Source organism: Parasphingorhabdus sp. W113 (genome assembly GCF_055693205.1).
This window is the reverse complement of the sequence record NZ_CM146328.1, coordinates 2,677,904-2,695,605: the sequence shown is the minus strand read 5'-3', so window position 1 is coordinate 2,695,605 and position 17,702 is coordinate 2,677,904. Positions and strand designations below refer to the sequence as shown.

Below are 17,702 nucleotides of genomic sequence, written 5' to 3'. Positions count from 1 at the left end.
CTGAAGTGACCAAAGGAAAGAGCCAGCCATGAACCGTTTCCTGGAACATACCGGTGCCAAATATCCGATCGTGCAAGCCCCGATGGGCTGGATCGCGCGGTCCCAGCTGGCCTCTGCGGTTTGCAATGCGGGTGGTCTCGGAATTATCGAGACATCGTCCGGTGAAACCGAAAATTGCCTCACGGAAATCGCCAAGATGGCGGATCTCACCGATGCGCCTTTTGGCGTGAACTTGCCGATCATGTTCCTTAAGGATCCGGCGATCCTGGATCATATATGTGGTTCCGGTGTGAAATTTGTGACCACATCGGCGGGCAGTCCGGCCAAATTTATCGGCCCGTTGAAAGAAGCCGGAATCACCGTCTATCACGCCGTTCCCACGGTCGATGCGGCGATGAAATGTGTCGCAGCCGGCATTGATGGCCTGGTGGTCGAGGGCGCGGAAGGCGGCGGGTTCAAAAATCCCGAAGAAGTGTCCACGCTGGTTCTGCTACAGGCGATCCGGCGTCAGACCGATGTGCCGATGGTCGCGGCCGGCGGCATTGCTGATGGCAAAGGCATGGCGGCGGCTTTTGCGCTGGGCGCCGAAGCCATTCAGATGGGCACGCGCTTTGTCTCCAGCGCCGAAAGTCCGGTGCATCATAATTACAAGCAAGCGATACTGGATGCCAAGGAAACCGGCACTTATGTCCTCAACAAAAAGGCAACACCCTGTATCCGTGCGCTGAAAACCGAACGGACGGCCAAGATCTATGAAGACGGCCTGATGCCGCCAGATACGTTCAAGGGCATATTGGATGTCTATTTTGGCGGCGACATGGAGGCCGCGGTCGGACTGGCCGGGCAATCCTCCGGTTTGATTGATGAGATAAAGACTGCCAAACAGATAATTGACGAAACGGTGACCGAGTTTTTCGAGATTACCGAACGCATGAGCGCGATGAACAGCGCCAGAAGTTTCTAAACGATCCCAATTCAGAAAGAGGAAAATACCCATGAGTCACGATATTACCGACGCAAAGCAATTGTTCACCACGGTGACCGAAGATGGCAAACTCGTGCTGTCCGTAGAACCCTATGCCGTGCCAGAATTGAAGGATCATGAAGTCGTCGTCCAGATGGAGGCGGTTCCAATCAACCCGTCGGATCTCGGTTTGCTGACCGCGCCAGCGGACATGAGCACCGTGCGCCGCGAAGAGGTTGACGGTCATCCGGCGCTGGTCGCTGATATCGACCCGAAGATGATGCGGATTTTTGCTGGCCGTAAGGGCAAGAAGCTCGCTGCCGGCAATGAAGGCGCGGGCAAGGTTGTTGCTGCCGGGGCCTCCGATGCCGCGCAGGCTCTGCTCGGCAAGACGGTCACGATCGTCGGCGGTGAAATGTATCGCACCCATCGCATCATGCCGGCGATGATGTGTGTGCCGCTGCCAGAAGGCGCGCCGGCCAAGGAAGGCGCCAGTCTGTTCGTCAATCCGATGACCGCGCAAGGTTTTGTCAACACGATGCGCGCAGAAGGCCATGAAGCACTGGTTCACACCGCTGCCGCCTCGAATCTCGGACAGATGCTCGCCAAACTCTGCCTCAAGGAGAATATTCCGCTGGTTGCCATCGTGCGCAGTGACGAGCAGAAAAAGATTCTGACGGATATTGGCCTGACCCATGTGCTCGACAGCTCGAAGGACGACTTCATGCCGAGCCTCGTCGATGCGCTGGCAGACACCGGCGCGACGCTGGGCTTTGACGCAATTGGCGGCGGCAAGATGGCCAATTACATTCTGACTGCCATGGAACAGGCGGCGGCCAAGCGTGGCGCCGAGTTCAGTGTTTATGGGTCGACCGTCAACAAGCAGGTCTATATCTACGGACGCCTGGATACCGGTGACACCATCCTGGGTGCCGGCTATGGCCTCTACTGGGGTGTCGGCGGCTGGTTGCTGACCCCGCATCTCGAAGAAGTCGGCATGGAGCGGATGATGGAAATGCGCATGTTCACCGTCGCCGAACGCAACGGAATATTCCACAGCGATTACAGCAGCGAGATATCCCTGCTCGATATGATCGATCCGGACATTGCCAAAGCCTATGAGAAGAAAGCCACGGGCGAAAAGGTGCTGGTCAATCCAAGCCTGTAAGAACGGCAATCTGAAATAACGCCGTTCCCGTCATCCTGCACGCAAATCAGGATGGCGGGAACGCGCCATGATCATTTCAATTTCGCCCGCAAGGCCGCGTTCTCTGCGGTCAGGCGGGCGATTTCGTCTTGTAGGGGCTGGGCGGCCAAGTCGACCATGTCCTTGGTATAGCGCGGGACGATATGCTGGGGGCAGTTCCAGTCATAGGCTTCCAGCGACAGGGTGATCAGCCGTTCCGGCTGGCCCGGATAGTCCGGATCGACAATCTGCTGTGCCAGTTCCCGATTCCCATCGAGCGAGTGGGCTTTCATGTGGGCCAGCAATTTCAAGCGTTTGCGTCGCGGATAATCGACCATGAACAAGGCCACCCGGTCATCCGCCCGGACATTTCCGAGGCTGATATACTGGCGATTGCCCTGGAAATCGGCAAAGCCCAGCGTCTTGTCATCCAGTATTTTTACAAAACCGGGCGGGCCGCCGCGATGCTGAACATAGGGCCAGCCATTTTCGGACACGCTCGCCATGTAGAAGCTGTCGCGCGCGGCAATAAAAGCGGCGGCCCGGTCGTCAAAATGATCAAAGACGCGATCTCCGGCAAAATCTGCCCACTGGTCACGGGCGCCATTTTCGGATTGCGCATCGCGGACGCTGTCGGTGGTCAGCATATCGAGAAATGTATAGGCCATGATCTGTCTCCGCAATCCGGTTCGGGGCGCCGCGGTCAAAGGTTACCCGCGGGCGGCTCGAATGGGAAGGCGGGACTGATCAGCTGTAACTTACAATCTCGAACTCGTTCCCGTTCCAGTCGAAAAAGTAGAACCGCCGGCCCGGGTCATAATCACCATGGTTGAAGGGTTCCAGCCCGGCCGCAATCACCTTCGCCTCGACGGCATCGAGGTCATCGACCGTCATCGCGACATGATTGAGTGGTTGGCCCTTCTTGAAATGAGGGTCCGCGGCCTGCACTTCGTCATTGGTGTACAGCGCGACATATTGATCATCGGCCCCAACGTGGATCGTGTGGCCACCCAACATTGATGGCCCCTCCCACCGGATATGCCAGCCAAATAGATCGCGCATCAGGTCGGCTGACCGTTGCGGGTTTCTCACGGTGATGTTGACGTGCTCGAGTTTTGCGGTGTTCATGATTCATGTCCTTTTCCTTGTTTGTGGTTGGTGATGCGCCATGGCGGGAAGCGACGATTGTCGCCGCCATGGAAGAGGCATAGCCGGTTGCCGGCCGGATCGCGCAGGCGCGCCTCTCGCCAGCCCCAGCTCTGGTCGGTCGGGGGCGTGTCGAAACTTATGCCCTTGCTGGTCAGGCTGGCGACATCGTCGTCGAGCGTTTCGGTCTCGAAATACAACACCACCGACGAGATCGGGATTGCGTTCCACCGCATGAATCGAGAAAGTTTCGCCGCTATCGGTTTCAAAACGCGCATAGCGCGGCGGGGCATCGACAATCTGGGTCAAGCCCAGGGCGCGATAGAAAGCGACCGACTGTTCATAGTCAACACAGCCAACGGTGACCTGGTTCAAGCGCATGACAATCCTTTCGTCCTTTTCGGTTCGACCGCCGCCATCCCGGAATGACACAAGGGACGATGCGTTGAGGCGGCCAAAACCGGTTGAATTCTGTGTCCTTGTGATTCGTACAACCTCAAGCTAAGTTGAGGTCAAGAGCATAATTTGTGATCTCCCGTTATTCCATTTTGGCGATGGTGGCGGGCGAGCCGAGCAGGGGCGAGGGAAGGAAAGACAGCGAGAGCGACGCGAGGGTATTCCATGCCCGCAAGGCAATACAGCCAACAAGATGAAGAAAGACCCGAGATGACCGAAACCAAATCACTGACCATCGGCGCGCTGGCGGCGCGCACCGGCCTGTCCGTTTCTGCCATCCGCTTTTATGAGGAAAAGGGGCTGGTGGAACCGTTTCGTTCGAGCGGCGGTCAGCGTCGGTTTCTGCGGTCCGATATCCGCCGCCTGTCTTTTGTTCTGATCGCGCAGCAACTGGGCTTGAGTATCGGCGATATCGAGCGACAGCTGGCCAATTTACCGCATGGCCGGACCCCGAACGCTGCGGACTGGCGCAAGATCAGCAAGGCGATGCGTACGCTTATCGACCGGCGAATCGCCGAACTGGAGCGCACGCGCGACCGCCTGGACGGGTGTATCGGTTGCGGGTGCCTCAGCCTGAAAAAATGTGCGCTCTACAACCCGCAGGATCGCGCCAATTTAAAGGGACCCGGGCCGCGACTGGTTCTCGATGAAGCCTGAACAGGGCCGGTTTGCCGGATGGCGCCAATATCTCGAAAATGGATATTTTATTCTGCTTTCTGAGCCACTCGCAACAACTGTTCGCCGCACGAGACACTCGGATTGTCCGCACAACCGGCAAGTTTAACGCCTGTGTTCATGCACCAGAAAGGATAACCTGAACAATTAGGATGTTCATACCGCATTTTTGTTTGGCGAGATGAAGACACTTCATAACGGTCGGACACGCCATCTCCCGACCGGTCGAACAAGAAAGTCACGAACATTGGGGGCAAAGGCTATTGTGTGAAGGAATAGAATTATGAGGGATTTTTCAAGAAGTTCAAAAACCGCGCTGCTGGTTGCGACGCTGGCGCTGGCGACGCCAATCGGTGTCTATGCGCAGGATCAGGAAGCAACGGGCAGTGATATCACCGTCTATGGCACACCGCCGGCGGATCTGTCTGGCTTGACCGAAGGGCCTGAAATTGAGGGCTTTATTTCCGCGCGGAAAGACAACCGCATGCAGGTGACCAGCGAGAATGGCACCAACACCGCAGTGATCGTGGCTGACGCCACCGAAATCCGGGCCAGCAAGGGCTTTTTGGGACTCGGACGCAGCGAACTGGCTGCCGACTCCTTGCTCAATGGTCTGCCGGTAACCGTCAAGACCGTGGAATGGGGCGAAGGCCTGGTGGCGAGCAAGATCAGCCTCCGGGGTAATGATCTCAAGACCGCCAGCATGATCCGCAACGGCACTGCACAGGGATTTGCCGAACAGACCGCCGCCACCGAAGCCTTGCGTGGCCGGGTGGGCGATATTGACAAATATAATATCAAGGGCACGACCAACGTCTATTTCGACACCGGCAAGTGGAACCTGACCGACAGCGCCCGCGATGAGCTATGTGCCACGGCTGCGCAAGCCGAGGCGATGGACAACGCGCTGCTGCTGGTTGTCGGCTATACCGATTCCGTCGGTAGCCAGGATTATAACCAGGTGCTGAGTGAGCGCCGCGCCGGCCGGGTGGTCAACCACATCCAGCAGGCTTGTGGCTGGAAGCCTTATCGCATGCTGACCCCAACCGGAATGGCTGAAGCCGATCCGCTGGCGGATAACAGCACGCAGGAAGGCAAGGCGCAGAACCGTCGGGTAGCCGTGAACATCATGGTCAGCAAGAGCGTCGAAGGCCTCTAAACATTATTGCGCGGGGTGGGTTGGTCTCACCCCGCGTTTTTTTTGCGTGAAATCGGGCGTGCGGGGCCCGCACCCATGCTGTCTCGCGAACGCGAAGCAGCAACGCTCCTATCACTCCGCTGCGAGCAGTTCCTCTGCAGCGTCGAGATCCACGGATACCAGCTGCGATATGCCGCGTTCGATCATCGTGACACCGAACAGGCGGTGCATGCGGCTCATCGTCACGGCATTGTGCGTCACGATCAAATAGCGCGTGTTGGTTTCGGCCACCATCTTGTCGAGCAGATCGCAGAAGCGTTCGATATTCGCATCATCCAGCGGCGCATCGACCTCGTCGAGCACACAAATCGGGGCAGGATTGGTCAGGAACAGGCCAAAGATCAGGGCGACCGCCGTCAAAGCCTGTTCACCGCCGGAAAGCAGGGTGAGCGACGTCAGTTTCTTGCCTGGTGGCTGGGCCATGATTTCTAGGCCGGCTTCCAGCGGGTCATCGCTGTCGACCAGTTCAAGATGGGCCTTGCCGCCATCAAACAGGGTCGTGAACAGCCGCTGGAAATGCTGGTCCACCTCTTCGAAGGCCGCGAGCAGCCGCTGCCGGCCCTCGCGGTTTAGGCTGCCAATCGACCCCCGCAGCTGGTTAATCGCTTCGTTCAGTTCGGTGCTTTCCTGGGTCGATTTTTCCCATTCGGCTTCCAGTTCTTCGAGCTCGTCGGCGGCCACCAGATTGACTGGACCAATACGCTCCCGGCTTAGCGTCAGGCGTTCGAGTTCGGCTGATTCAAGGCTGGCATCACCGACCGTGCCTTCATCAAAATCACATTTTTCAGGCAGCAGTTGCGGCGGACATTCAAATTTCTCGCCCGAGATCCGGCCCATTTCGACCCGGCGCAGTTCCTGATTCTCTGCGCGAGCCTTGGCGCCGGCGCGTGTTTCGCGGGCCTGACTGAGCGCTTCACTGGTGGCTGTCAATCGATCCTCATGATCGCGCTGAGCCAGTTCCGCGGTTTGTAACGCGGCATCTTTCTCGGTGACAATCGCGTTTAGTGCATCTTGCTGCTCCTGCAGCTTGGTGACTTCCACATTGATGACCCGCGGGCGATCCGCCAATGATTCCACTTCGGCTTCAATCGCGGCGGCGCGCTTGCTCATTTCCGCCATCCGGGTCGCGGCTTCGCTGGAGCGATCCTGCCAGGATTTGATCTGCGCGGCGGCCACGGCTTTTTGTTCTTTGACCTGTGCCAGTCGTTGGCCCTGTCCCGACAAGGCCGCCTGGGAGGACATGACCTGCTGTCGCGCAGCATCCCGCTGGTCCTGCAAAGCGGCCCGCGCTTGCTCCTGCGCTGCGCCATCGGGCTGGCCGCTGCGGTCCTGTTGCGCGGTTTCCAGTTCCGCGCGGGCGGTTTCGGTTTCCTGCTGCAGCGCGGTTTCCCGCTCGGACAGGCTGGCGGTGCGCTTCTGCAGCCAGCCGAGCGCTTCTTCGGCCTGATCGGTTTCCCGCAGCGCCTGGCGCAGCAGATCTTCTGCTTCGCGCCGGGCATTGCGGGCGTCGGCCAGCTGCTGTTCCGCGGTGGCAATGGCTTGCTGCTGTTGTGCCAGGGCGGTTTCGGCCGCCGCAACCTTGGCTTCGGCCGGAGCCAGCAGTGTGTTTAGCTCGGCCAGACGGTTGGCGCGCACCAGTTGTTCGGCGCTGGCATTGCCGTCATCGCGTGCAACAAATCCGTCCCAGCGCCGCAGCCTGCCCGATGTGGTGACCAGCCTCTGGCCCAAGACCAACGGTTGCCCATCATCCTGATCGGCGACGAAAATTTGAGACAGGCGACTGTGGAGCGGGGGCGGGGCATCGACATGGTCGAGCAATATTTCGGTGCCGTCGGGCTTCCCGCCATCCACCGCACTGGTTTCTCCACCCCAGAACCGGTCCCCCTCATCGCCAATCGAGGCGAGCAAATCATCGCCGAGGGCCGCGGCCAAGGCCCGCTCGTAGCCAGGTGCGGCTGTGACCTGGTCTATGGCTTTGTGCGTGCTTTCGCTTTTTGACAGTTCGCGTTCCAGCGCACGCTGTTCGGACTGCAACCCCGCCAGTTCGGCATTCAGAGAGGCCAGCGCTGACTCTGCGGCATCGCGTGCCTCGCTGGCGGTCAGACGCCGGGCTTCATGGTCGGCAATGTGCGCACCGCTCTGTTCGGCCTGTTTTTGTGCCGAATCCCGTGCGGTTATGGCTGCGCTCAGCGCGGCCTTTAATTCGCCTTCATCGCCCATTTCAGCGCGCTCGGCAACAAGCCGCTGCAGTTCGGCGGTCAACCGGCCATGGCGCGTTTGAGCGGCCTCCAATGCGGCATCGGCCACCTTGATTTCCGCCTGGATGCGCGCTTCCTCAGCCACCGCCTTGGCAAGCTCCACTTCGCTTTCGCTGGCGGCCCGTTCGGCTTTCTCGGCCTGCTTTTCAAGCGCCGGTCGCTCGGCTTCGAGATCCTTAAGCTCCGTCGATAGCCGGGCGTCATCCTGCTCAAGCCGGGATAGCGCCTCCATCGCATCGCGAGTCAGCTGGTCCTCACGGGCGTTGTCATCGGTAATCCGCTGGGCCTGGGCCTGCAGATCGAGCAGGCGTGACTTCAGATTGTCGCGCTCGTTGGTCAGCGAAAGCAGACGGTGGCTGGATTCGCTTGCGTCTTCGCGGGCGCGGGTGAGGTCAGCCCGTAAGATGCCAAGTGTTTTGGCGCTTTCATTCTGAGCCTTGACCGCAGTCTGTTGGGCATTTTGCGCGGCATTGACTTGCGCTTCAGCCGCTTCCGCTTCGATTTTGGCCGCATCGGCTGCGGCCGCTGCTTCCTGCCACCGGGCGTAAATTAACCGGGCCTCGACCGTCGTGATTTGGCCGCTGAGCTTTTTGTAGCGCTCTGCCTGTTTTGCCTGCCGCCGTAGCGCCGTGGCGCGCTGTTCCATGTCGCCCAATATGTCATCCAGCCGCGCGAGATTGCGTTCGGCTGCGCGCAATTTCTGTTCGGCATCCTTGCGGCGAACATGCAACCCGGAAATGCCAGCGGCTTCCTCGAGCATTTCGCGGCGATCAGTAGGCTTGGACGAAATAACATTGCTGATCTTGCCCTGGCTAACCAGCGCAGGGCTGTGCGCGCCGGTTGCGGCATCGGCAAAAATCAGCGCGACATCCTTGGCCCGCACATCAACGCCATTGGCACGATAAGCGGATCCCGCGCCGCGTTCGATCCGGCGGACGATCTCCAGTTCGCTGTCATTGTCACCAACATGGAGTGACGAGAGATCGCCGGTTTCCCTCGCGGCATGCAGGGCGACTTCGGCAAATTGCCGCTCCGGGCGGTTCTGGGTGCCGGCAAAAATGACGTCTTCCATGCCGCCGCCGCGCATGGATTTGGGAGAGCTCTCGCCCATCACCCAGCGAATGGCTTCGAGCAGATTGGATTTGCCGCAGCCGTTGGGACCGACCACGCCGGTCAGGCCTTTTTCGATCCGCAATTCGGTTGGATCGACAAAGCTCTTGAAGCCCGAAAGTTTGAGCCTTTTTATCTGCACTCAGATGGCCTCGCTATGACATCCATCACCATGATCATGTGTCGCTCCCCCAAACGATGGCGGGCGCTTACCGCGCGCCAGCCTCTTGCAATTTGGTTTCGAGAACCGGCCAGGACGTGCCTTCGACCCGTTGCCCGTTCAAAAGAAAGGTCGGCGTCCCTTCAATATCCAGATCCTTCACCGCGGTCTGGGTATCATTCATCAATTTCTCCGCAGCGGCCTGATCGCTCAGGCAGGCTTTGGCCTGATCGGCGGAAATGCCGCGCTGTTGGAAGAAGCTGATCATGCCGAGGCTTTCCGCCAGCGCGACGAAACGGGATTCGACAGGTTGTTGTAACACGCCGTCGAGCTGGCCGTTTTGCTGCATTTGCTGGGCCGTGGTGAGAAACTCGTTCTGGGCACCAAGCGCCTGTTTGGTCAGTGCAAAATACGGCGCTTCGCCGCCACAACGGGTTAGAATCGACGCAGAGAGATCGACCGGGTCGCGGACGAAATTGCGCACTTCGAAGCTCACGCGACCGGAATTGACATAGGTGTCGCGAATATCATCAAAGGCCTGTTCGCCGAAGGTGGCACAGTGTGAACAGGTGATCGACATGAACTCAACCAGCTTGAGCGGAGCGTCGGGATTGCCCATGACGATACCGCCGTCATCGGTCGTGTTGACGACTTCCGACCATTGCTGGCCGTCGGGGGCCGCAACCTCGGCAATGGCTTCGCCTGAAGAGGCACCATCGGTCTCGGCAGCGCCGCCGCAGCCGGTCAGGGCCAGTGCAAGGGTAATGGGAAAAAGAAAGTGTGTTTTTGACATTTCGTTCGTTCCTGTTCTGTCAACGGGGTCTAAAAGTGAATGCGGTTCAATCTATTCGGGCAGGGCGAGCAGCCGGGGTTGCAGGCTTGTCCAGCTGTGCACCTTGTCGAGGGCCTTGCCATTGAGTGTGAAGCTCGGCGTGCCGCCGAGTTTCAATGTCCTGGTGGCATAGCTGGTCATATCGACCACCCGGTCCTGCGCGGCCTTGTCAACCAGGCAGGCATTGACCTGACTTTTGGAATAGCCGCGCTGTTTCATCAGCCCATAGAAATCCGCGGCCTTGGCGATTTTCTTCAGGCGACTGTTTGTGTCGCCCTGGCTCAGCGCTTTAATCTCTTCCGGCGATGTCGACTGGAATGTCTTCATCCAGTTGCTCTGCTGGCTGAGAAAGGCACGGTGATTGCCGAAAAACTTGGTGCGACCGCCGCATCGCGCCAGGACGGCGGCGGCGAAGTCAATCGGATTGAGGACCAGGTTGCGCACTTCGAAACTGACATGTCCTTTGCGGACATAATTGGCTGTGATCGCGCTATGCGCTTCGGCATCAAAATTCGCGCAATGGTTGCAGGTATAGCTCATATATTCGGTCAGGCGATGTTTTGCGAGCGGGTTGCCGAGAACGTGGCCGCCCTTATCGGATTGCGTGACCCGCTTGGTCCAGTCGGTCTCGGCGGTTTGCGCGACCGCGCTGCCCGGTACCGACATCATCGCGGTGGTTGCCATCGCCATCGAAGCAAAGAACGCGCTTCTCAATTTCATTACTCATCCTTCTCTTTGTCCACAGCCTCGTCGCTGGTGTCCGATTGTGCAGACCGCTTTTTGCCGCCGCCCACTTTTCCGATTATCGTGATGGGCTGCGGTTCCTCTATTTGCGGAGCCCCTTCCGACTTGGCAATAGCCGAGGCAAGGGAATCCAGTACCCTGTTCAATTCCGGGTCACCGATATCGCGCAGGCTATCGCCCAATTCGATCGGGGCCGGCTTGAGCGACAGTGGTAGAGATACTGGTCTTTTCTTTTGTTTTTCAGTATCTTCTTTGGTCTTTATGAGACCTTGCCTGAATCGAACCTGACTGATCGCGCCATATCCGAAGAAGCGGTTCACCCGGTCGATAATATCGGGCGTAATATGTTGCATCAGCGTCGCATGCGCCCCGGAAACCAGTAAATGGAGCGTACCACCCTCTTTTTCGCCGCGCGGGAAGCGGATTGATTCGGGTAACGATACCTCGGCATAGCGATCGCCGACTATTTCCGGCCAGCGACTGACAACCGAACTCTGGATGAACCCGTAGCGCCGAAAGGCCGCACGCCCGATTTCCGGCATCAGATCGGAAATGCTGCGGGCTTCGCCACCCCGGCGCCGTTGAAACTTGTTATATTTGCGCGGCGCGGCCTTTCCGCTCTTGGGCTTTTTGCCTTCGGGACTATTTTCCTTCGCCATAGCGATACACCATGCCATAGGCGCGGCATGGACGTCGATAGGGTAAAGGATCGCGCAGGGCCTATCTCTGCCGAAATCGGGGCATATTATGTGGATAACGCGCGGGCTTTGCCGTGGCGCGTCCCTCCGCAGCTGTCAGCAAATGGAACTCGGCCCGATCCATATCATATATGGCTGTCCGAGGTCATGCTGCAGCAGACCACGGTGGCGGCGGTCAAAGCCTATTTCGAAACCTTTACCCAGCGGTGGCCAACCGTGTTTGATTTGGCAGCGGCGGAAGAAGAGGCCGTGCTCGCGGCATGGGCCGGGCTGGGCTATTATGCCCGGGCCCGAAACCTTCACAAATGTGCACGCTATATTGTTGAAAAAATGCAGGGAATCTTCCCAGACAAAGAGGCGGATCTTTTGCAGCTGCCCGGTGTTGGCGCCTATACAGCGGCGGCGATTGCCGCCATTGCATTTGGCGAGCGGGCGGTTGTCGTCGATGCGAATATCGAGCGGCTCGTTGCACGGCTCTTTGGTATCGATACACCGTTGCCCGCAGGCAAAGCTGATATTCGCCGCGGCATGGAGGCGCTTACGCCGCAAAAGGGTGCCGGTGACTTTGCCCAGGCCTGCATGGATATCGGCGCAACGCTCTGTACCGCAAAAAATCCCGGTTGCACGCGCTGTCCCTTGCAAGACAACTGTCTGGCATTTGCCCACGGCAATGCCGAATCCTTGCCGGTCAAGCCGCCCAAGAAAAAGAAGCCCGTCCGCGCCGGCCGGTTTTTCTGGATCGAGCGGGAGGATCAGCTGCTGCTGATCAAGCGGCCAGCCAAAGGCATGCTGGGTTCCATGCGCGGCTTGCCGGATGATGGCTGGGCAGCCCGGACCGACGGCCACGGGCGGGCGCCCCTGGACGGCGACTGGCAGCTGCACGCCAATATCGTTCAGCATAGCTTCACGCATTTTTCGCTTGAGGTCGATTTGGCGGTTTATCAATGGGATAAAATGGCTATTAACAGTGATGATAGTATCACGGGAAAATTCGAAGATGCTGTGTGGTGGCCGTTGCGAGGGATTGAGGATGCTGGCCTGCCGACCTTGTTTGCCAAGGCGGTGCAGTGGAAAATGAAGGAACAGAAATGACCGACAAGACAAATCTCTCCGCTTTCGACCGGCGCTCGGTGCTCGGTGGCATCGGCCTTGGTGCTCTGCTCGCGGGCGCACCCAAGCTGGCCATCGCGCGCACGATAGCGATGGAACCGGCTTTTCCCGGTCTGACCAAGATCATTCAGGACTATGTGGCGGAGAAGAAAGTGGCCGGGATGCTCGCGGCAATTGGTCTCGGCAATTCCGATCCGATCGCCATTGCTGCCGGGACGCATGCACTGGGTTCTGACAAGGCTGTCGATCTGAACACATTGTGGCGGCTCTATTCGCAGACCAAGCCGGTGACCGGCATGGCGGTGATGATGCTGATCGAAGACGGCAAGCTGAAAATGGACCAGCCTCTGGCCGATATATTACCTGAATTCGCCAATCTGCGGGTATTGAAGGATCCCGAGGGATCGCTCGACGACACGGTGCCTGCGCGGACCCAGATCACCATTCGTCATTTGCTCACCCACACGGCTGGTCTGGGTTACACGATCATCAGCAAGGGGCCGATCCAGAAAGCCTATTTCGCCGAAGGGATTACCCCCGGCGTTGTCAGCCGCATGCCCTTGCCAGGCATCGAGGTCGGCGCACCGACGCCGGATGCCGCGACATTTTCGAAAAACCTCGCATCCTTGCCGCTGGTCTATGAGCCGGGCAGCAAATGGAGCTATTCGGTCAGTCTTGATCTGCTCAGCTATGTGGTCGAAGTGGCTTCCGGCAAGCCGCTTGACCAGTTCCTGCAGGAGCGGATGTTTGATCCGCTGGGCATGAAGGATACGTTCTTCCAGTTGCCGGCGGATCGGGTCGCTGACTTTACCGACAATTATGCCCCCTTTGCGGGCAGTCTCATCCCGATTGATCCCGCGGAAAACAGCATTTATCTAGACAAGCCGGCTTTCGCCTTCGGTGGCGCCGGACTGGTGGGTTCCGCGGCAGATTATGACAAGTTTCTTGCCATGCTGCTGGGATTCGGAACCTTGAACGGCACCGCCATCATGCAGCCCGAAACCGCCAAGCTGGGCATGTCCAATTTGTTGCCGGCAGGCGCAGACATGACGGGCACCTGGGTGGTCAATCAGGGCTTTGGCGCCGGCGGCCGAGTCGGTCTCGGAACAGCGAAAAGCCCAGCTGGGACATTTGGCTGGGGCGGTGCAGCGGGAACCTCCGCGTTTGTGGATACGGTCAACAAGCTCCGGGCCGGCGGATATACGCAATATATGCCATCCAACACCTACCCGTTCCAATCGGAATTTCCGAAATATGTCTATGCCGATCTGATGGGTGCTGCTCAGGCTGGTGAAGGCAAAACCAGCCCATGAGTATCAGCCCGATCATGACATCCGACCTCAGCGCGATCGTTCCCACCTTTGCCGGCGGCACGATGGACCGGGCGGATCAGGTGCGCGTCAATCCTGACAAGCTCCGGGCCGCGATGATGCGGCCGGATGCGCGGCTGCTGCGGATGGATGGCCTCAACCCGGTCTTTGATCCGGAAGGCAATCTGAGCTGGGGCATGGCTATTGATGCCGCACCGGAAAACGACCTGCTGTTGCTCGGTATTGATGGTGAAACACCGCATTTCGCCGAGCTGACCGGTGCCGGTGATGCCGGACCAGCGGCCAACCCGCGGCTGTGGCAGATGCTCGGCACACTCCACGCCAATGAAGCGGCGATTTACGCCACCGCCCGCAGTCTCGTCGACTGGCATGCGCGCCATGGTTTCTGCGCGCAATGCGGACTGCCGACCCAGTCCCGCAAGGGCGGCTGGGCGCGCCAATGCGATCGCGATACCGGTGGTTGCGGCGCGGAGCATTTTCCGCGCACCGATCCGGTGACGATCATGCTGGCGGAATGTGAAGGCAAGGTGTTGCTGGGCCGTCAGCCCCGTTTTCCACCAAAGCGATTTTCCGCGCTGGCCGGTTTCCTCGAACCCGGTGAAAGCATGGAGGGCGCGGTTGCCCGCGAGCTCTGGGAAGAAGCCGGGATCAAGGTGCGTGATGTCCGCTATGTCGCCAGCCAGCCTTGGCCGTTCCCTTCTTCGCTGATGATTGCGTGCACCAGCATCACCGATGATCCGGCGCTGACGCTGGACGAGGAAGAGATTGAGGAGGCGGCGTGGTTTTCACTGGAGGAAGTGAAGGCGGCCATGGCGGGTGATCCGGAGGCGCCGTTTATTGCACCGCCGCCCTTCGCTATCGCTTTTAACCTGCTCAAACACTGGGTCGACGAGCAGGAAAAATGACCGTCCAGGCGATATCGGTCCCGGAGGAAAGCGCGATCGCGTCCTATTTGCCCGGTGCCGATTTTGCCGACGCCTTTTATACCGATGTCCCGGTTTCGGATCAGCGGATTGAAGACAGCTATCACGCGATCATGGGATCGATGCCCTATTGGTTCCGTTCGCTGTTCAAGCTGCGCAACCGGCTGGTCCGCCCGCTGGGTCTGGAAGCGCCGCGTTCGGAAGAGCTCAACAATCTGACGACGAAATCTTCCTATGTCACTGGCGAGAAAGCGGGCGTTTTCACCTTTTATGGCCGGACCGACAATGAGTTTGTTGCGGGCGGGGATGACAAGCATCTGGACTTCCGCTTGTCGGTCTTGCGAACCCGGGTCGCTGACCGGGATCGTGTGACCGTCTCGACGCTTTTCAAAACCCATAATATCGGCGGAAAGCTCTATCTCGGCACGATCCTGCCGTTTCACAAGCTGGGCGTGATGACGCTGCTCGGCAATGCCGCACGCGACGGCAAGCTCTAAACGGAAACAGGCCGGATCACTCCGGCCTGTCCCCTGTTCCCTCCTCGGCCGGATTACATGCCGACGATCAACTGCTCGCCGGGTACATGGCGAAGCCACCATTGCTGATTGGAAATCGGCTGTCCGTGGCGATCTATGATCGTCAGTGTCGGCGCAGCGTCTGCCTGGCCGCTGATCGAAATGAAATCACCGTCAAAGCTGGTGAAGGTGGTGTCGACCGGGTCACCATAGGTCGGCGCCTGTTCAAGCAGGATACCCACTGCCACGCGCTCGCCCATCCGCAGGCTGTCATAATAGTCGGAGTAGAAATGAACTCCGGCCATGTTCCGGCCAATCGAGATATTGGCCGCGAGCTTGTCGAGCTCACCCTGGATGGTCAGCACGCCAGTGAACTTGTCATCGGCCACCAGACGCGAGCCATTGGCATTGGGTACGAACACAATCGGGTCGCCTTCCGTGTCCACCAGTGCCCTTTCGATGCCGCTGTCATGGCTTTCAAACATTTCGAAAAAGGCCTTGATCATGGTCACGCAACCGCCCGCCACCGTTGCATGGCCCGCGCCATAGGCCGGATGCATCGGAGACCCTTCAGGGAAGGCCATCGGCAACAGCAGATTGCAGTCATCGAAATTGCTGAACGGCGTTGTCCCGCCGGCACAATCGACCTGACGCATGGTGTTCATCGCAGTTTCGTTCTGCGCTTCATTATGCGCGATGACGGCTTCTTTCAGCGCGGCTGGGAGTTCGCTGTGCATCTGCTCGAAGGCCGCCTGCGCGCTGCCCAGCTGGGCCGCTTCGCCGCATTCGACCAGCGCCATCCGTCCACCCATCAATTCGGGGCGGGCCCGGCGGTGATAGTTGAACTTCTCGCGCCGCACCGCCTTCAGGCAGCGGGTCGCCACCTCGGTAACCAGCGACAGGATATGCGGTCCGCCAAAAGTAGCAAAGGCGGTCCGCCGCGGCGTGCCTGGTGCATCCCGAAAGCCCGGCTCGGGAAAGCCCTTGGAGGCCGGAACACCCATCGCATCCATAATCAGCACGGCATTGAGATAGGCTTCATAGAGTGCGTCATAATGCACATAGGTTGCGAGATCGCGGGGCGTCGTGATGAAACGACGCTTTTCCTCGAACAGGTCGGCACCCCGGAAATTGGCACCGTTTTGAACATCGCGCCAGCTCGGCCAGTCGGTCATATGATCGAGGCAGGATTTGTGCACCGTCGCGCGCTGGTCGATCGAGAGACTGCCATAGCGAATGAAACCATCCTGCAGATCATAGGTCGCGCTTTTGCCGGGATAGCTGGCGGCCCCGCCACCGGGACCCGCAAGACCGGTATTGCCGATCAGCATGAACTGCGACAGATAGGGGCCGGTCAAGGAACCCGGCGTCGATCCACGGAACAGGCTTTCGCTGGTCAACGCCGCCGTGAACGGGTTGGCATCATCCTGCGTTCGCGCAAAACGGCGGTTGCGTTCAAAGCTGTTGAGACCGCTGGCATCACTATAGGGCGGTGTCGCCGAAGCGATATTGGTGCCGTTGAAATAGGGCATGCTGTTCAAGGCCTGCACCACGTCATCGCCGGTCATCTGAGCGGTTGGGACGGAGCCGTTGACGCCGTCGCACAGCTGTTCCGCGCTGCCGCCCGCACAAATCGCTGTGAAAGGAACATCGCGCAGGATCGCCATCGCATAGACTTCGGCGACTTCTGCCGCCTTTTCCGAGGATCCGACGCGCGGGGCAGGGGCCATGCCAACACTGTCGGCATCGGGGCCTTGCAGTTCATAGACATGCCCGGCGCGCGGGCTTTCCCAGCCGCGCCATTGCGGCATGTCGCCGTTAAACGTGCACTGAAATGGCGCATCGCCATTTTCTGCTGCACGGTCGGTGGCATCCTTGACATGATTGTCAAAGAGATTGGCATCGGCGCTGTTTATTGCTTCGACAAACGTGCGATAATCGTCGCCAGCAGAGAGAATACCAAATTCATCATGATGCAGTCCCTTGGTAAAATTGGTGGGGAAATTCGCACCGGCATAGTCCAGTTCTTCGGCATTGTTACGGGATGCTGCATGGGGTCGGGTGCGAGAGATTTCCGCTGCCGTTTCACGCAACTGTTTTGCCTTTCGGGCGCGTTCGCTGCCATTGGGGCAGGGTACATTATGGGGTAGTTTCACGTTTACATCTCCTTAGAATCAAGAAAATGCGACCTGAAGCCCAGTCCTCATTCTTGGGGGTGGATCATGGCTTCTGCGATTGGAGATACAGGCCCCGCCCCGCTATCGGATTGGACAAATACGACATACAAGCCTTTGTAAAAGAGGCGAATTTATCCTATTTCACAGTTAAGTGAATGAGAACAGGGCGAAGCTTTTTGGTCAGCGCTTTGGGCAATGAATCCAGTCATTACGGCTAAG

15 protein-coding genes and 1 pseudogene are annotated in these 17,702 nt (G+C 58.8%); 8 read left to right on the top strand and 8 right to left on the bottom strand.

Annotated features, from left to right (window positions below; all coding sequences use genetic code 11):
* The first annotated feature begins 28 nt into the window (after positions 1–28).
* Together ACZ1GS_RS13000 and ACZ1GS_RS12995 are read left to right on the top strand one after the other, a co-directional pair.
* On the top strand, positions 29–964 hold the full coding sequence (locus tag ACZ1GS_RS13000; protein WP_472695604.1) for an NAD(P)H-dependent flavin oxidoreductase: 936 nt from the start codon (positions 29–31) through the stop codon (positions 962–964).
* Between the two features lie 31 nt (positions 965–995).
* Entirely contained in the window at positions 996–2,132 is a 1,137-nt protein-coding gene (locus ACZ1GS_RS12995; RefSeq protein ID WP_472695603.1) for an MDR/zinc-dependent alcohol dehydrogenase-like family protein, read from the top strand.
* Between the two features lie 71 nt (positions 2,133–2,203).
* Here ACZ1GS_RS12995 and ACZ1GS_RS12990 read toward each other — a convergent pair whose 3' ends face one another.
* From ACZ1GS_RS12990 to ACZ1GS_RS12980, 3 genes are all read right to left on the bottom strand, one after another.
* On the bottom strand, positions 2,204–2,818 hold the full coding sequence (locus ACZ1GS_RS12990) for a pyridoxamine 5'-phosphate oxidase family protein (protein ID WP_472695602.1): 615 nt from the start codon (positions 2,816–2,818) through the stop codon (positions 2,204–2,206).
* A 79-nt stretch (positions 2,819–2,897) separates the two neighbouring features.
* Positions 2,898–3,278: a VOC family protein gene (locus tag ACZ1GS_RS12985; RefSeq protein ID WP_472695601.1), complete on the bottom strand. Its 381-nt coding sequence runs from the start codon at positions 3,276–3,278 to the stop codon at positions 2,898–2,900.
* Complete coding sequence (locus ACZ1GS_RS12980) at positions 3,275–3,532, bottom strand: VOC family protein (protein ID WP_472695600.1); 258 nt, start codon at positions 3,530–3,532, stop codon at positions 3,275–3,277. Before ACZ1GS_RS12980 ends, ACZ1GS_RS12985 begins: the two co-directional genes overlap by 4 nt.
* Positions 3,533–3,962: 430 nt before the next feature.
* Between ACZ1GS_RS12980 and soxR the strand changes: the two genes are divergently transcribed.
* Positions 3,963–4,409, top strand: a complete 447-nt coding sequence (soxR, locus tag ACZ1GS_RS12975) for a redox-sensitive transcriptional activator SoxR (protein ID WP_472695599.1) — start codon at positions 3,963–3,965, stop codon at positions 4,407–4,409.
* 301 nt (positions 4,410–4,710) lie between these two features.
* Entirely contained in the window at positions 4,711–5,586 is an 876-nt protein-coding gene (locus ACZ1GS_RS12970; RefSeq protein WP_472695598.1) for an OmpA family protein, read from the top strand.
* Between the two features lie 111 nt (positions 5,587–5,697).
* Here the strand turns inward: ACZ1GS_RS12970 and smc are convergent, their stop codons facing one another.
* From smc to ACZ1GS_RS12950, 4 genes and pseudogenes are all read right to left on the bottom strand, one after another.
* On the bottom strand, positions 5,698–9,135 hold the full coding sequence (smc, locus tag ACZ1GS_RS12965; RefSeq protein ID WP_472695597.1) for a chromosome segregation protein SMC: 3,438 nt from the start codon (positions 9,133–9,135) through the stop codon (positions 5,698–5,700).
* Positions 9,136–9,202: 67 nt separating this feature from the next.
* The gene (locus tag ACZ1GS_RS12960) at positions 9,203–9,946 is read right to left on the bottom strand and encodes a thioredoxin domain-containing protein (protein ID WP_472695596.1); all 744 of its coding nucleotides are present in this window, start codon (positions 9,944–9,946) and stop codon (positions 9,203–9,205) included.
* 51 nt (positions 9,947–9,997) lie between these two features.
* On the bottom strand, positions 9,998–10,705 hold the full coding sequence (locus ACZ1GS_RS12955) for a thioredoxin domain-containing protein (protein ID WP_472695595.1): 708 nt from the start codon (positions 10,703–10,705) through the stop codon (positions 9,998–10,000).
* Between the two features lie 107 nt (positions 10,706–10,812).
* Positions 10,813–11,388 (bottom strand): annotated as a pseudogene (locus ACZ1GS_RS12950) (DUF721 domain-containing protein); the annotation flags it as partial.
* 27 nt (positions 11,389–11,415) lie between these two features.
* On the opposite strand from ACZ1GS_RS12950, the gene ACZ1GS_RS12945 reads away from it, so the two are divergent.
* Genes ACZ1GS_RS12945 through ACZ1GS_RS12930 form a run of 4 tightly spaced genes read left to right on the top strand, consistent with a single transcriptional unit; the run spans position 11,416 to position 15,288 of the window.
* Complete coding sequence (locus tag ACZ1GS_RS12945) at positions 11,416–12,519, top strand: A/G-specific adenine glycosylase (RefSeq protein WP_472695594.1); 1,104 nt, start codon at positions 11,416–11,418, stop codon at positions 12,517–12,519.
* Positions 12,516–13,850, top strand: a complete 1,335-nt coding sequence (locus ACZ1GS_RS12940) for a serine hydrolase domain-containing protein (RefSeq protein ID WP_472695593.1) — start codon at positions 12,516–12,518, stop codon at positions 13,848–13,850. Before ACZ1GS_RS12945 ends, ACZ1GS_RS12940 begins: the two co-directional genes overlap by 4 nt.
* Positions 13,847–14,773, top strand: a complete 927-nt coding sequence (gene nudC / locus ACZ1GS_RS12935; RefSeq protein WP_472695592.1) for an NAD(+) diphosphatase — start codon at positions 13,847–13,849, stop codon at positions 14,771–14,773. Before ACZ1GS_RS12940 ends, nudC begins: the two co-directional genes overlap by 4 nt.
* The gene (locus ACZ1GS_RS12930) at positions 14,770–15,288 is read left to right on the top strand and encodes a DUF2867 domain-containing protein (protein WP_472695590.1); all 519 of its coding nucleotides are present in this window, start codon (positions 14,770–14,772) and stop codon (positions 15,286–15,288) included. Before nudC ends, ACZ1GS_RS12930 begins: the two co-directional genes overlap by 4 nt.
* A gap of 53 nt (positions 15,289–15,341) precedes the next feature.
* Here ACZ1GS_RS12930 and ACZ1GS_RS12925 read toward each other — a convergent pair whose 3' ends face one another.
* Positions 15,342–17,462: a phosphatase PAP2 family protein gene (locus ACZ1GS_RS12925; protein WP_472695589.1), complete on the bottom strand. Its 2,121-nt coding sequence runs from the start codon at positions 17,460–17,462 to the stop codon at positions 15,342–15,344.
* Between the last annotated feature and the right edge of the window lie 240 nt (positions 17,463–17,702).

What these genes read in the sequence shown, in the direction of transcription:
- ACZ1GS_RS13000 (WP_472695604.1), top strand. Translation starts at nt 29, where the DNA reads ATGAACCGTTTCCTGGAACATACCGGTGCCAAATATCCGATCGTGCAA.
- ACZ1GS_RS12995 (WP_472695603.1), top strand. Translation starts at nt 996, where the DNA reads ATGAGTCACGATATTACCGACGCAAAGCAATTGTTCACCACGGTGACC.
- ACZ1GS_RS12990 (WP_472695602.1), bottom strand. Translation starts at nt 2,818, where the DNA reads ATGGCCTATACATTTCTCGATATGCTGACCACCGACAGCGTCCGCGAT.
- ACZ1GS_RS12985 (WP_472695601.1), bottom strand. Translation starts at nt 3,278, where the DNA reads ATGAACACCGCAAAACTCGAGCACGTCAACATCACCGTGAGAAACCCG.
- ACZ1GS_RS12980 (WP_472695600.1), bottom strand. Translation starts at nt 3,532, where the DNA reads ATGCGGTGGAACGCAATCCCGATCTCGTCGGTGGTGTTGTATTTCGAG.
- soxR (WP_472695599.1), top strand. Translation starts at nt 3,963, where the DNA reads ATGACCGAAACCAAATCACTGACCATCGGCGCGCTGGCGGCGCGCACC.
- ACZ1GS_RS12970 (WP_472695598.1), top strand. Translation starts at nt 4,711, where the DNA reads ATGAGGGATTTTTCAAGAAGTTCAAAAACCGCGCTGCTGGTTGCGACG.
- ACZ1GS_RS12960 (WP_472695596.1), bottom strand. Translation starts at nt 9,946, where the DNA reads ATGTCAAAAACACACTTTCTTTTTCCCATTACCCTTGCACTGGCCCTG.
- ACZ1GS_RS12955 (WP_472695595.1), bottom strand. Translation starts at nt 10,705, where the DNA reads ATGAAATTGAGAAGCGCGTTCTTTGCTTCGATGGCGATGGCAACCACC.
- ACZ1GS_RS12945 (WP_472695594.1), top strand. Translation starts at nt 11,416, where the DNA reads ATGGACGTCGATAGGGTAAAGGATCGCGCAGGGCCTATCTCTGCCGAA.
- ACZ1GS_RS12940 (WP_472695593.1), top strand. Translation starts at nt 12,516, where the DNA reads ATGACCGACAAGACAAATCTCTCCGCTTTCGACCGGCGCTCGGTGCTC.
- nudC (WP_472695592.1), top strand. Translation starts at nt 13,847, where the DNA reads ATGAGTATCAGCCCGATCATGACATCCGACCTCAGCGCGATCGTTCCC.
- ACZ1GS_RS12930 (WP_472695590.1), top strand. Translation starts at nt 14,770, where the DNA reads ATGACCGTCCAGGCGATATCGGTCCCGGAGGAAAGCGCGATCGCGTCC.